The organism is Prevotella sp. 885, from assembly GCF_002265625.1.
Classification (GTDB): Bacteria; Bacteroidota; Bacteroidia; order Bacteroidales; family Bacteroidaceae; genus Prevotella.
Genome location: NZ_NOVE01000044.1, coordinates 1 through 13,914 on the forward strand (window position 1 = coordinate 1; position 13,914 = coordinate 13,914).

Here is a 13,914-nt window from a genome sequence, read left to right on the forward strand (position 1 = left end):
TGAGCGGTTTGAGCTAATGCGTTTGCGCACAGTAGGTTATGCGATTTTCTGACGAAGCGTTATGAAATCAGACTCGCAAAAGAGCCGTTTTTTGATGCAATAGCGCCACTTTTACACTACAATAGTGCCACTTTTATCATGCAATAGTGCCACTTTTACTGTCTAATAGTGGCACTATTGGAGTGTAAAAGTGGCTCTATCGTATGGCACGGAGGCTGTTTGCACAGCAAAACACCGAAAAAACAGCTTTTCGATTCTCTATAATCAATTTTTATTTTGTAACGGATTTTTACCGTTTAGACAATATTTGCATAGTGGACAATAAGATAACACTACATCAATCATCAGATTTCAATATTACCGAAATACGTACGGCTTTCTGCGTCTTATCACTAATAAGGAATCTGTCGTCTATGCGTTCGTTCACTAACCATGCTATCCTGCCCTTAGAGTCGCAAAGGACGAGTTGCGCACGTTTTTCGAAAGCGTTTTTCTTTCTATCTGTCAGATAATCGCTGACAAGCTTAGACTGACCATGCATGCCGAAAGGCATAAAGCGGTCGCCCTTTGCTATATGACGGATGGTCAAAGGAAAGGCCAGCTCTGCTGCATCAAGACAAACACAACTGTTGCTTCGGCTCGGCTTATAGTCGGCACCGCACTCCTCCTCTACCGCCTTCACCCTAAGTTCGTCGCCAAACACATACGAACCAGGTTCGGGTATGCGTATCACTCGCTGCCGTTCTGCTTCACCCTTTCTCTTTTCCACAACAAGTTGATCACGATCAAACAGCAAGTCGTATTCCGAAGAGGAAAAGACCTTGCCAATACCACATGCCCCAATGCTGGCATATATATCGTCTACCTGCCGTGATGTGAATCCGAATCTGCCAAGAATCTCAAAAAGCACATACTCAGGCGATGGTTGGGAAAGGAGCGTCTGAAGATTTATGACTCCGCCTCCAAGCGGATTTTCAGCAAACACCTTTGCCACGCTTTCCGTCATTGCAGCATCAAACATCTTGAGCGCCTCACCAACACGAAGAGAAGTACGGAAGATGGACTGACGGACATCAGGATTGAGGGTTTCAAGGAGTGGAAGGACGTCGAGCCTTATCTTGTTTCGCTTAACATCATCATGCAAATTAGTGCTGTCCGTGACATAATCCTGTCCGATACTGTCAAGGAAGCATTCGATATCGTCACGGCTTACGCATAACAATGGACGGACGATGTTGCCGTTCTTAGGCTGGATGCCACGAAGTCCGCGAAGTCCGGTTCCACGTACCAGATTGAGGAGAACCGTCTCGACGCTGTCGTCACGATGATGAGCCACACAAATGGCTTCGGCTCCCATATCGCTACGTAATCTCTCGAAATAAGCGTAACGCAAATCACGTGCAGCCATCTCTATGCTCACATGATGGAGAGCTGCATATTCGCGCGTGTCGAAATGAACAAGATGAAGTTCGACGTTATATTTAGTGCAAAGGTCTTTACAGAACTGCTCGTCACGATCCGACTCCTCGCCACGTAAATGAAAATTGCAATGAACGGCTTCCACCCTTACTCCCATGTCAAGAAGGGCAAGGAGCAAGGCCACGCTATCAGCACCTCCTGATAGAGCCACAAGATAAACACCTTCCTTTGCAAACAAATGATGGATGTTTGCAAAGGAAGATACGGAAGCTACAAAATTATTTATAGAAATATTGTTATTCAACATAAAGCACAAGTCCCTTCAGATATTCACCCTCTGGATGATAGATGTTGATGGGATGGTCTGCCGGCTGATGAATCTGGTGCAGGATGCGAACCTTACGGTTGGCCTGGACAGCAGCAGTAAAGACAGCAGCACGGAAGTTCTCCTTCGTCACAATCTGCGAGCAGCTGAACGTAAAGAGAATACCACCCGGCTTGATGCGCTGCAAGCCCTTGACATTAAGGCGTGTGTAACCCTTAAGAGCATTACGCAAAGCAGCACGATGCTTGGCGAAAGCTGGAGGATCGAGCACGATAAGGTCGTACATCTTGTCGTTGGCATCCAAATACTTGAAAGCATCCTCGCAGAAAGCGGCATGACGCTCGTCGCCTGGGAAGTTGAGAGCTATATTCTTATTGGTAAGTTCGACAGCCTTGGCGCTGCTGTCTACAGAATGGACAAGCTTTGCGCCGCCACGCATTGCGTAAACGGAGAAGCCACCGGTGTAGCAGAACATATTGAGAACTGAACGTCCAGCCGAATAGGTCTCAAGCAGACTGCGGTTCTCACGCTGATCGACGAAGAAGCCAGTCTTCTGTCCCTTCAGCCAGTCGATATGGAAACGGAGTCCGTTCTCCATAGCCACGTCACTGCCAGTAGAGCCGTATATGAATCCATTGTCATGATCGACGTCTGCCTTAAACGGCAATGTGGTTTCGCTCTTATAGTATACGCTCGAGATGGCTCCACCGCTGACCTTCACCAAAGCCTCGCAAATGTCGTTCTTTACCAAGTGCATGCCCACGCTATGCGCCTGCATAACGGCTGTGTCGCCATAGCAGTCAATGATAAGACCGGGAAGATTGTCGCCTTCGCCATGCACAAGACGGAACATATTGTTGTCCTGACGTCCAATAAGACCTATGGCAGTACGCATATCCCATGCCGACTGAAGACGGGCTACCCAGAAGTCGGCGTCAATCTGAACATCGCGGAAAGAGAGCACTCGCACGGCAATGCTGCCAATCTGATACATACCCACGGCGATGAAGTCACCAGACGAGGTCATCACTCTTACAATCTCGCCCTCCTCTACACCATCGTCGATGTTAGCAACTGCTCCGGAGAAGATCCAAGGATGGAAGCGCTTAAGGCTTTCCTCCTTACCTTTCTTTAAATATAGATTCTTATACATTATTATATATATACTGTCTGAAAATGATTTTGTCTATGAATTATTGTCTGCTGCAGGCTTCTCCTCAGGAACAACCTCCAACTCGTATTCTTTCGTGGCAAGAAGATTCATTATCTCATCATAAAGCTTTATGCAAGCCCATGCGTCTATGGCTGCATATTCTTTCTGACGTTCTGTTAGCACGTCAGCCTCCCAATTGGTGAGTCGCTGGCGCTTGCTGATTTTCTCGCCAAAGAGATTGGCATAAAGTTTCTGAAGACTCTTGTCGACGATTCCCAAATTGCCAATAATGTCCTGAATGTCAATAAACCATCCAGGCTCGAACTGCTCACGGCGATGAAGAGACATAAGGTCGTCATGCCATGAAAGTCCGACCATCGGCACCTGCTTATTGCTAAGAAGGCGGAGAAGCGATTGGGGCAGTCCCAGATGATTAAGTCTGAAAAGAAAACACTCCTTGCGTGTGGCAACCTGAAGCAGCGCCACCTTATGATTGTTTCCCTTTCGGAAAGCCGGTCTTGTCTCTGTGTCGACGCCGAGCACGTCGCAGGAAAGCAGATATTCAACAGCCCTTTCCGCCTCGTATTCATTAAGGACAACTATGATTTTGCCAGGGAATGTAACGAGTGGCAGAGAGTTGATTATCGACTTGTCGAATTTATCGTATATTTTTTTCATTCTTATCTAATATGAAAGATTTTGCAAAATTAGAAAAAAGTTATGAAAATATGGTTCTTTACGAGTTTTTTCCACTAATTTTGTACTTAATATCCCTCATTTGGACAGTAAAGAGGGAATGAAAGAAGTACATTAAATATATATCATAAGTAAAATGGCAAAGAAAAAAACAGAACGTAAGCCTTCAAATATAAGAGAAGCGATAGGATTGGCAAGATTTCTGAAAAGCGAAAGAGCAGATTTCCTGTTCGGGCTTCTGATTATTGCATTCGCTGTTTACACGCTCATAGCAATGTTCTCCTACATGAAAACGGGAGCAGCAGACCAAAGCATACTTGAGAATCTTCGTCCCGGAGAATGGATAAATACAGACAGGAAATTCGTCAACTACGGAAGTTCCTTTGGCGCTCTATTATCTTATTTCTTCATAACGAACTGTTTCGGATATGCAGCATTCCTCATACCCTGCTTTCTTATAGTTGTGGGCATTAAGATGATGCAGGTATATCAGGTGAACCTTTGGAAATGGTTTTTCGGAACGTGCGTCACCATGTTATGGCTATCAGTATTTATGTCGAAAGTGCTGACCCCGCTGTTGCCAGACCTGTTCTTCAATCCTGGTGGCAATCATGGTGTCGTAAGCGTCACCTATACAGAGAACCTCATCGGCCCTCCCGGACTGACAGCTCTGCTCTTCTTCACAGCAGTAGCCATTCTTACTTTCATCAGCAAGCAGACCATCACATGGATAAGACGCATGTTTAATCCTCTGAAAACAGCTGCCTCGAAAGCTTCTGAAATGGTGAACGACAAGCTGACAAAGCTTAATGAGGGAGAAGATGACACCGAGAAAACGGTATCAGCAGAAGATCACACAGAAGAAAGCAACAAGAAGAACCGCAAGAGCAACAATGCGGCTAATCAAACTAATGACACCACACCACGCAATGAGGAGACATCATCAGTCATAGACCTGACAAACTTCTCTGCTATGGGCGCAAACATCTCTGCCAACAGCACGCACACGGCAAAACCGGCTCCAGCACAAACAAGGACAGCAAGCCAGACAGTCAGCAATCCGACCGACCGTCTGACAGTGGAAGTGGGAAAGGAAGAGAAGGCGTCAGGACAGAACGTGGCCTCCACCACCTTTGACACCCCCATAAACCCGCTCGAACCATTCACAAGATACAAGCGCCCGGGACTGGACCTCCTCAAGCGTGACGGCAACGAAGGAAAGCCGTACGTGGACATGGAGGAGATAAAGACACACAACGAGGAAATCGTCAGAGTGCTCAAGAGTTTCGGCATAGAAATCAGAGAGATAAAGGCAACAGTCGGTCCTACCATCACGCTGTACGAGATAACACCAGCTGAGGGTATACGAATAACCAAGATACGCAGCCTTGAGGACGATATTGCCCTTCGTCTGTCTGCCTTGGGCGTCCGTATTATCGCTCCTATACCCGGTAAGGGCACTATCGGCATTGAGGTGCCGAACAAGAAACGCCACAACGTGTCGATGGAAAGCATCCTGAACTCGAAGAAGTTCCAGGAAACAAAGTTCGACCTGCCTATCGCACTCGGAAAGACCATCACCAACGAGGTGTTTATGGCAGACCTTACCAAGATACCGCACCTTCTGGTTGCCGGTGCTACTGGTCAGGGTAAGTCAGTAGGTCTGAACGTCATCATCACATCGTTGCTCTACAAGAAGCATCCTAACGAGCTGAAGCTGGTGCTTATCGACCCAAAGAAGGTGGAGTTCAGCGTCTACTCTCCCATTGCCAATCACTTCATGGCGCAGGTGGACGACGATGACGAACCCATCATCACCGACGTAACAAAGGTGGTACGCACGCTGAAGAGTCTTTGCACGCTCATGGACCATCGCTACGACCTGCTGAAACTCGCAGGAGCGCGAAACATAAAGGAATATAACGACAAGTTCCTCAATCATCGTCTCAATCCAGAGAAGGGACATGAGTTTATGCCCTACATCGTTGTGATAATCGACGAGTTCGGCGACCTTATCATGACAGCCGGAAAGGAAGTGGAAATGCCTATCGCACGTATTGCGCAGCTGGCTCGTGCCGTCGGCATACACATGATCATCGCCACACAGCGTCCTACCACATCCATCATTACGGGTAACATCAAGGCCAACTTCCCTGGACGCATTGCATTCAAGGTAAGCTCAATGATGGACTCACGCATCATCCTCGACCGTCCGGGAGCCAACCAGCTCATCGGTATGGGTGATATGCTCTATCTGAACGGCAACGAGCCGACACGTGTGCAGTGTGCATTTATCAACACTCCGGAGATTGTCAAGATAAACGAGTATATCGCCAATCAGGCAGGACCGGTTCAGCCAATGGAATTGCCCGAACCCAAGGGTGACGACGACGCAAACGGAGCAGGCGGCAACGGACCTGGCGACATAGGCAATCTGGACCCCTTCTTCGAGGAGGCTGCACGATCTGTGATTATCAGTCAGCAAGGAAGCACCAGTATGATACAGCGCCGATTCTCCATCGGATATAACAGAGCAGGACGCCTTATGGACCAGCTCGAAAGCGCCGGCATCGTAGGTGCAGCACATGGAGGCAAGCCGCGCGACGTGCTCGTAGCTGACGAGAACCAACTGAACATGATTCTCAGTCAGATGAAGCAGAAATAAGGAAACGACATTATAAAATTAATAAAAACTCAGGACAATGAAACACGTATTATTTTACTTGTCGATGGTGATAGCCACACTTTGTGCCATCCCTACCCAGTCCTATGCACAGGCAAACGCCAAGCAAGCCCGCGCCATTATGGACAAGACAGCCAAAGTGATATCGAAGCCTGGAGGTATCAGCGCTTCTTTCACCATGGCGCACCCTACAAACGGCAAAATCAGTGGCACAATAGCCGTGAAAGGCAATAAGTTTCACGCCAAGACTTCTGCCGCAACCGTATGGTTCAACGGCAAGACACAATGGACATATATGAAGAGGAACGACGAGGTGAACGTCAGCAACCCTACCCTCGCCCAACAGCAGATGATGAATCCCTACACCTTCGTCAACATATACAAGAAGGGATATACGCTGTCTGCGAAAAGCGAAGGCGCTAACAACGTGGTGCATCTTGTGGCTCAGACAAAGAAGCAGAGCATTCAGGAGATGTACGTGACGGTTAACAAGAAGACCAGCGTGCCATCGAAGATAAAGATGAAACACTCGAATAAGTGGTATACCATTACCATCGGTTCGCTGTCGTCAAGGAAACAGCCAGACTCACTCTTCTCCTTCAACTCCAAAGACTATCCGTCGGCGGAAGTTATCGACCTAAGATAAGAAGCACATGAACTACCGGATTAAGCGATTTGATGCCATACGCATACTGCTAAAGCATCGCAGGATGGCAGAACGCCGCAGCCTTGACTTCGGAAAGAACAAGGCTGCAAAGGTGGTTGTGTTCATCTCGATGGCGCTAATGGCAGTATACTTAATGGCTGCCTCCGTAATTTTCGCCCTTATTGCGAACGACAGCCGTACGTTTACGGCAACGGAGATTCTATGCGCCACTTTACCCTTCATACTGACATTCGACTTTTTTGTAAGATTTCTTGCACAGCAGACTCCATCACAGATAGTCAAGCCATACACTCTCCTACCCTTGCCGACAGCTGTAGGCATAGATGCTTTCATAACATCATCGTTAATAAATTGGGGTAATGCTTTGTGGCTGGCGCTTATAATACCTTATATAATAATGTCTGTGGTGTTCAGTTACGGAGCATTAGTGTCAATAAACCTTATATTGTTCAGCTACATTCTGATACTTGCCAACAGTCAATGGTACTCCATCGCACGAACCCTCATCAACAGCAATCTGCTATGGTGGGCGCTCCCCATCGGATACTATGCCTTGGCATTCTCACCATTATATATATATGGTGACGCTGGGATAGGATTTGACAAGCTTGTATATTTCTATGCCAATGCAGGCACCGCCATTGACAGTCACAGCCTGTTGCCTCTGCTTCTTGCCATGGCAATTCTCGCTGCAACCATAGCCGTAAACAGGAAAATACAAATCACCTTTGTAAAAGACGAGCTCTTCAAGACAAAGACTGTAAAAGAAATAAAGACTGTACGTAATTATGGTTTCCTTGAAAAGTACGGCAAGCTTGGATCGTTCCTCCAGCTCGAAATCAAGCTGACATTACGTAACAAAGTGCCGAAGAAAGCTTTATTGTTCGACTCTGTAGGCGTGGTATTCATAAGTGCTATCATCATCACCTCGGACATATACGACTCACAGGGCATGACAAACTTCTGGGGACTCTACAACTTCATTCTCTACGGATCAACCATCCTCGTGAAGGTGATGGGATACGAAGGCAATTACATAGACGGACTGATGACCAGACGTGAGAACATCCTCAATATCCTGAAGGCAAAGTATTATCTTATGTCAGCCTTGCTCATCGTGCCGTTCCTGCTGATGCTTCCAGTGGTGATTTCAGGTAAGTGGTCGCTGTTCATGCTCGTAAGCTATGCCATATTCACTATGGGATTCCAATATTTTGTGCTGTTACAGATGGCAGTATACAACAAGCAGACAATCCCACTCAATCAGAAGCTGACCAATAACAACGGAGCGGACAACAACTACATCCAGATGATATTGATGGGCGTGATATTCATAGTGCCTAACGTCATGTGTGCAGTATTGCAGAGCGTCTTCAGCGACAACGTATCCTACTCCGTAATGTTGACAATCGGAATGGTATTCATAGCCACACATAACTTATGGCTAAAGAACATCTATAAACGGCTGATGAAAAGAAAGTATATCAACATGGACGGTTTCAGAACGTCAAGACAATCTTAACGAAAGAAATAGCTATAATTAATAATTCGCAATTATAAATCTCGAAAGAGGTTAATAATTGCGAATTTGCGTATAATTTCGGTTTAAGAAAGAAAGTTATAAGAAAGAATAACATAACTTTGCAATATATAGAGAAGCCCACAAGGGCAGACGTCATACATAAATGATAGGAGATGAAGAAAAGAACAATTTGGACAATAGCAACAATAATGGGACTGTCCTTCCTCGCCCTACTCTACCTGCAGCTGAGATACATTCAGGAAATGGTGGATATGAAGAAGGAACAGTTTGACGAGTCGGTGAACAGAGCCCTCTATCAGGCATCGCGTAACCTGGAGCTTAACGAGACTCTCCGTTATCTGGAGAAAGACGTTAACGAGACAGAACGACGCGCCTTCAAGAAAGACTCTGTGGGCACACGATCAGGAAAACTGGACGGCAGCATACAGCAGTCACACCAATACTCAGTAACGGGTAAGGACGGCACCATCTACTCTTCATTCGAGCTGAAGACCATTACCACAAAGCCATCACAAATGCCGAAGGGAATGATTCTTCATACGGACAAGAACTCGCTGAGTGAAGCTTCAAAGTCGCTTCAGGAAATTGTCAAGAACAGATACATCTACCAAAAAGCACTGCTTGACGAGGTGGTCTACTCCATCCTCTATTCGGCATCAGAGAAGCCACTTAAAGAACGTATCAACTTCAAGCTCCTTGACCAGGACCTCAAGGCAGAGCTGATGAACAACGGCATAAACATCCCATACCACTTCACGGTATGCACACAGGACGGACGAGAGGTCTATCGTTGTCCGGACTATACTGACGAAGGCGAGGAATTTACATATTCGCAGGTGCTCTTCCGAAACGACCGCAGTCGAATATGGGCGTAGTGAAGATTCACTTCCCAGACATGGGAGCATATATCTACTCATCAGTAAGATTCATGATACCTTCTGTGGTGTTCACGATAGTGCTTCTCGTGACGTTCATCTTCACCATCGTCGTGATATTCCGCCAAAAGCGTTACACGGAGATAAAGAATGACTTTATCAACAATATGACGCACGAGCTGAAGACGCCAATAGCAAGCATCTCACTTGCCGCGCAGATGATGAATGACTCGTCGGTGACAAAGAGCCCAGCAATGATGGAGCATCTCGGCAAAGTGGTCAATGATGAGTCGAAACGTCTGAGATTCCTCGTTGAGAAAGTGCTGCAGATGTCAATGTTCGACCGCAAGAAGGCAGTCTTCAAGAAAAAGAAGCTCGACCTTAACGAGATGGTGGAGAACATCGCCAACTCCTTCTCTCTGCGAGTGGAACATACCGGCGGAAAGATATATACGGAGATAGAAGCTGTGGAGTCTGCACTGTACGTAGATGAGGTGCACTTCCAGAACGTGATAAACAATCTGCTGGACAACGCCGTGAAATATCGCAAGCCTGACCAACCCGTCAATATTTACCTGCGGACATGGAACGACAACGAACACTTATATCTCTCGGTTCGAGACACCGGACTCGGAATCAGAAAAGACAATCTGAAGAAGGTGTTCGACAAGTTCTATCGCGTTCATACCGGCAACGTGCATGACGTTAAGGGATTCGGACTTGGACTGGCATACGTCAAGAAGATTGTGATGCTACATAACGGCGACATCTCAATAGAGAGCGAATTAGGCAAGGGAACTAAGTTTACGGTAAAGCTGCCTATAATTAAAGAAAGCTAAAATATAAAAGAAAGAGAATTTAGAACATAAAAAATAACAAATAAAAAACATATTATTATGGACGACATGTTGAAAATACTGCTTTGCGAAGATGACGAGAATCTCGGTATGCTGCTTCGCGAATATCTGCAAGCCAAAGGCTATGCAGCAGAGTTGTGCCCCGACGGAGAAGCTGGTTACAAGGCATTTCTGAAGGAAAAGTTTGACATCTGCGTACTTGACGTGATGATGCCCAAGAAGGACGGCTTCACACTCGCCCAGGAAATCCGCCAGGCAAACGCTGATATACCTATCATATTCCTCACAGCCAAGACTCTTAAAGAGGATATTCTGGAAGGCTTCAAGATCGGTGCAGACGACTACATCACCAAGCCTTTCTCAATGGAGGAGCTCGTATTCCGTATTGAGGCTATCCTCCGCCGTGTCCGCGGCAAGAAGAACAAGGAAAGCTCTGTATACCACATCGGACGCTTCACCTTCGACACACAGAAGCAGCTGCTCACCATCGGAGACAAGCAGACAAAGCTTACCACGAAGGAAAACGAGCTTCTCGCACTTCTCTGCAGCCACGCAAACGAGATTCTGCAGCGCGATTTCGCATTGAAGACAATATGGATTGACGACAACTACTTCAATGCACGCTCTATGGACGTTTACATCACAAAGCTGCGTAAGCACCTCAAGGACGACGACCAGATTGAAATTATCAACATTCACGGAAAGGGATATAAGCTTATCACTCCTGAAGAGGAATAAAGAATCATCTGTAAAATAAAACGTGAACCTGACAACACCACTTTAATAGCGTCGTCTGGTTCACGTTTTTTACTTTAAAAACTAAATCTTAACTTTATGATTAAGCCTGAAGAAGCTGCCATGCTACTGGAAGCAAAGGGCGTAAAGCCTACAGCCAACCGCATACTCGTATACCAAGCACTCCACTCACAGACGATGCCCATGACCCTAAAGGATCTCGAGACAAAAATGCTAAACATGGACAAGTCGAGCATTTTCCGTACTCTGACGCTCTTCATCGAATACGATGTGGTGCATACGTTTGAGGACGGACGCGGCATTGTCAATTATGAGTTGTGCGGAGAAAAGGGAAAATGTCATCACCATGACAATCACATCCATTTCTACTGCAAGTCATGCAAGCGCTCCTTCTGCCTTGACGGTATAAAAGCGCCGCATTTCGACCTGCCGGAGGGCTTTGTCTCTATCACCACGTCATTCGTCATAAAGGGGGAATGCCCGCAATGCAGCAAGAAAAGGAGGAATAAATAACGCCGTAATGTATTAGCGACGGCGCTTGCCTTTATCTCTTGATTCGCGCTCAAACTTAGGCTTCCCCTTCGAATCACGCTCGAACTTCGGTTTCCAATTTGTATCATGCTCAGACTTCGGCTTTCTCTTAGCATTACGCTCCGGCTTTGACTTGCCCTGTTCCCATGCTTCGCACTCAAACTTAGGACGTCGGTTGTTGCCAAAGTTGCGGTCGTTGTTCGGCATTCTTACGCCAGCATAAAGCTTCTGTATAAGGTCCGGTCGACCGATACGCTTCAGTTCCTGCTCAATGGCTCTTCTCTCTTCTGGCTTATACCAGAAGAAGAATTGTCTCTGAGCCTGCTTCTCACGCGGAGTCTTAGCACTAAACACAGGCTCAAGCGTATAAGGATCGTAACCCGTATACCAAGTCTCGGTGCTTACAGTCATAGGAGTGGGCGTAAAGTCCTGCACTTGCTCAAGATGGAAGTCAAGGCGCTTCGTTATAACAGCCAACTCTGCCATATCTTCTTCTCTACATCCCGGATGCGAACTGATGAAGTATGGTATAATCTGCTGATTCAGATTTTCCTCCTTATTAATTCTGTCGAAAATCTGCTTAAACTCCTCGAACAGCTTGAACGAAGGCTTACGCATAAGCTTCAGCACCGCATCTGACGTATGCTCGGGAGCCACTTTCAAGCGTCCGCTGACGTGACGACATATTAGTTCGCGAGTATACTGACGCGCTGCGGCATTCGACTTTTCGTCCTTGCTCTTGTGAAGCAGGAGGTCATAACGCACACCACTACCGATAAAACTCTTCTTAATGCCAGGAAGAGCATCCACTGCATGATAGACTTCAAGAAGAGAAGTGTGGTCAGTATTGAGGTTTGGACATATCTGGGGATTGATACACGAAGGACGCTTGCAGACTGCACAAGCCTTCGGATTGCGTCCCTTCATGCCATACATATTGGCAGAAGGACCACCCAAGTCAGACAGATAGCCCTTGAAATCGGGCATCTCTATCACCTTCTTCACCTCCTTCACAATGCTCTCCTTAGAACGACATGTGATGAACTTGCCCTGATGGGCGCTAATGGTACAGAAAGCACAACCTCCGAAACAGCCACGATGAATATTAACCGAGAACTTGATCATCTCATAAGCCGGAATACGCTTACCCTTATATTTCGGGTGTGGAAGGCGTGTGTAAGGCATATCAAACGAACGGTCGAGTTCTTCTGTAGTCATCGGCGGATAAGGAGGATTCACAACAGCGTACTTCCCGTCCACACTCTGCAGCAGACGCTGCGCATGCATCTTGTTAGACTCTTCCTCGATATGGCGGAAGTTATCAGCTTGAGCCTTACGGTTTACGAGACATTCTTCATGGCTATAAAGAACAATGTCGTCATCACATATTCCTCCCGGCACTTCGTCCTCACGACAAAGGTATACTGTCTGCGGAATATCATGGATGTCGCCGATGTTCTTTCCTTCACTAAGATCTGCACATAACTGCACAATAGGCTTCTCGCCCATTCCGTATATTATCATGTCGGCTCCAGAATCACACAATATGCACTTCTGCAAGCCTTCCTTCCAATAATCATAATGAGTGAGTCGTCTTAAAGAAGCCTCAATGCCACCGAGTACAACCGGAACATCAGGGAAGAGCTGCTTAAGGATTTTAGTATAGACAATGGTGGGATACTCCGGTCTGCAATCGTGACGTCCGTCTGGGCTGTAGGCATCTTCTGAACGAAGACGCTTGCCAGCTGTATACTTGTTAACCATCGAGTCCATACATCCTGGCGCAATACCAAAGAAGAGATTAGGACGACCAAGTTTCTTGAAATCGCGGAAGTCGCCATGCCAGTCTGGCTGTGGAACTATAGCCACACGATATCCTGCAGCCTCAAGCGTGCGTCCGATTACAGCTGCACCAAAGGACGGATGGTCCACATAAGCGTCAGCTGAGAAAAGAATGACATCCACCGAATCCCATCCTCGTAATTCTATCTCTTTCTTTGTTGTCGGCAACCAGTCTGTAAGCCTGTATTCTTTCATCATCTATACTAATTTCCTGTATGTTTTTATCTTTTAATTATCCCTCTGTTTTCTCCTCTTCCTTGTCAGCTTCTGCCTTTTCCTCCCAACTACAATAGAGGGCTGTAAGGTTCTGCAGTCCAAGGGCCTTCATATTGTTATTGTAGATAACGTCCAGACAAAGGTCGAGCAGCGCCTTATCCGCTACGCCAGACGATTCGAGCATTGAACGCACATTCATCTTCAACTTGTCGAGCGTCGGCTCGTCAACTATACCGTTGCTGCTAACAAGACGGTCGAGAAGCTTGTATTTTCTGATTGTTTCGAGATGAGCTTCAGACACCTCGATGCTTCGTGTTCCAGAAGCATTTGCTTGAATTTTAAACATAGTCT

Annotated in this window: 10 protein-coding genes and 1 pseudogene; 6 read left to right on the plus strand and 5 right to left on the minus strand. The window is 46.6% G+C overall.

Annotated features, from left to right (window positions below; all coding sequences use genetic code 11):
* Nucleotides 1-337: 337 nt before the first annotated feature.
* The 3 genes from tilS to CHL74_RS11685 form a co-directional block, all read right to left on the minus strand.
* Nucleotides 338-1,630 (minus strand): tRNA lysidine(34) synthetase TilS, encoded by a 1,293-nt coding sequence (gene tilS / locus CHL74_RS11675; RefSeq protein ID WP_254923288.1) that lies wholly within the window; start codon nt 1,628-1,630, stop codon nt 338-340.
* 85 nt (nt 1,631-1,715) lie between these two features.
* Complete coding sequence (locus CHL74_RS11680; RefSeq protein WP_094881335.1) at nt 1,716-2,897, minus strand: class I SAM-dependent rRNA methyltransferase; 1,182 nt, start codon at nt 2,895-2,897, stop codon at nt 1,716-1,718.
* A gap of 33 nt (nt 2,898-2,930) precedes the next feature.
* Nucleotides 2,931-3,575 carry a 3'-5' exonuclease gene (locus CHL74_RS11685; RefSeq protein ID WP_094881337.1) on the minus strand — a complete coding sequence of 215 codons (645 nt, stop codon included), beginning with the start codon at nt 3,573-3,575 and terminating at the stop codon, nt 2,931-2,933.
* A gap of 154 nt (nt 3,576-3,729) precedes the next feature.
* Here CHL74_RS11685 and CHL74_RS11690 point away from each other — a divergent pair, with 154 nt between their 5' ends.
* The 6 genes and pseudogenes from CHL74_RS11690 (at nt 3,730) to CHL74_RS11715 (ending at nt 11,487) form a co-directional block, all read left to right on the plus strand.
* Nucleotides 3,730-6,258, plus strand: coding sequence for an FtsK/SpoIIIE family DNA translocase (locus tag CHL74_RS11690; RefSeq protein ID WP_094881339.1), 2,529 nt, complete (start codon nt 3,730-3,732; stop codon nt 6,256-6,258).
* A gap of 37 nt (nt 6,259-6,295) precedes the next feature.
* Nucleotides 6,296-6,922 carry a LolA-like putative outer membrane lipoprotein chaperone gene (locus CHL74_RS11695; RefSeq protein ID WP_094881340.1) on the plus strand — a complete coding sequence of 209 codons (627 nt, stop codon included), beginning with the start codon at nt 6,296-6,298 and terminating at the stop codon, nt 6,920-6,922.
* 7 nt (nt 6,923-6,929) lie between these two features.
* Complete coding sequence (locus CHL74_RS11700; protein WP_094881342.1) at nt 6,930-8,465, plus strand: DUF5687 family protein; 1,536 nt, start codon at nt 6,930-6,932, stop codon at nt 8,463-8,465.
* 173 nt (nt 8,466-8,638) lie between these two features.
* A pseudogene (locus CHL74_RS11705) lies at nt 8,639-10,200 on the plus strand (sensor histidine kinase).
* Nucleotides 10,201-10,257: 57 nt separating this feature from the next.
* Nucleotides 10,258-10,956 carry a response regulator transcription factor RprY gene (rprY, locus tag CHL74_RS11710; protein ID WP_094881343.1) on the plus strand — a complete coding sequence of 233 codons (699 nt, stop codon included), beginning with the start codon at nt 10,258-10,260 and terminating at the stop codon, nt 10,954-10,956.
* A gap of 96 nt (nt 10,957-11,052) precedes the next feature.
* Nucleotides 11,053-11,487 (plus strand): Fur family transcriptional regulator, encoded by a 435-nt coding sequence (locus CHL74_RS11715; protein WP_094881344.1) that lies wholly within the window; start codon nt 11,053-11,055, stop codon nt 11,485-11,487.
* Between the two features lie 12 nt (nt 11,488-11,499).
* Here the strand turns inward: CHL74_RS11715 and CHL74_RS11720 are convergent, their stop codons facing one another.
* Nucleotides 11,500-13,542: a YgiQ family radical SAM protein gene (locus tag CHL74_RS11720; protein ID WP_094881362.1), complete on the minus strand. Its 2,043-nt coding sequence runs from the start codon at nt 13,540-13,542 to the stop codon at nt 11,500-11,502.
* Between the two features lie 37 nt (nt 13,543-13,579).
* Entirely contained in the window at nt 13,580-13,909 is a 330-nt protein-coding gene (locus CHL74_RS11725; protein WP_094881345.1) for a hypothetical protein, read from the minus strand.
* Between the last annotated feature and the right edge of the window lie 5 nt (nt 13,910-13,914).

Bases quoted from the DNA above. Each gene is read 5' to 3' on its own strand.
- CHL74_RS11680 (WP_094881335.1), bottom strand. From the start codon at position 2,897: ATGTATAAGAATCTATATTTAAAGAAAGGTAAGGAGGAAAGCCTTAAG.
- CHL74_RS11685 (WP_094881337.1), bottom strand. From the start codon at position 3,575: ATGAAAAAAATATACGATAAATTCGACAAGTCGATAATCAACTCTCTG.
- CHL74_RS11690 (WP_094881339.1), top strand. From the start codon at position 3,730: ATGGCAAAGAAAAAAACAGAACGTAAGCCTTCAAATATAAGAGAAGCG.
- CHL74_RS11695 (WP_094881340.1), top strand. From the start codon at position 6,296: ATGAAACACGTATTATTTTACTTGTCGATGGTGATAGCCACACTTTGT.
- CHL74_RS11700 (WP_094881342.1), top strand. From the start codon at position 6,930: ATGAACTACCGGATTAAGCGATTTGATGCCATACGCATACTGCTAAAG.
- rprY (WP_094881343.1), top strand. From the start codon at position 10,258: ATGGACGACATGTTGAAAATACTGCTTTGCGAAGATGACGAGAATCTC.
- CHL74_RS11715 (WP_094881344.1), top strand. From the start codon at position 11,053: ATGATTAAGCCTGAAGAAGCTGCCATGCTACTGGAAGCAAAGGGCGTA.
- CHL74_RS11720 (WP_094881362.1), bottom strand. From the start codon at position 13,542: ATGAAAGAATACAGGCTTACAGACTGGTTGCCGACAACAAAGAAAGAG.
- CHL74_RS11725 (WP_094881345.1), bottom strand. From the start codon at position 13,909: ATGTTTAAAATTCAAGCAAATGCTTCTGGAACACGAAGCATCGAGGTG.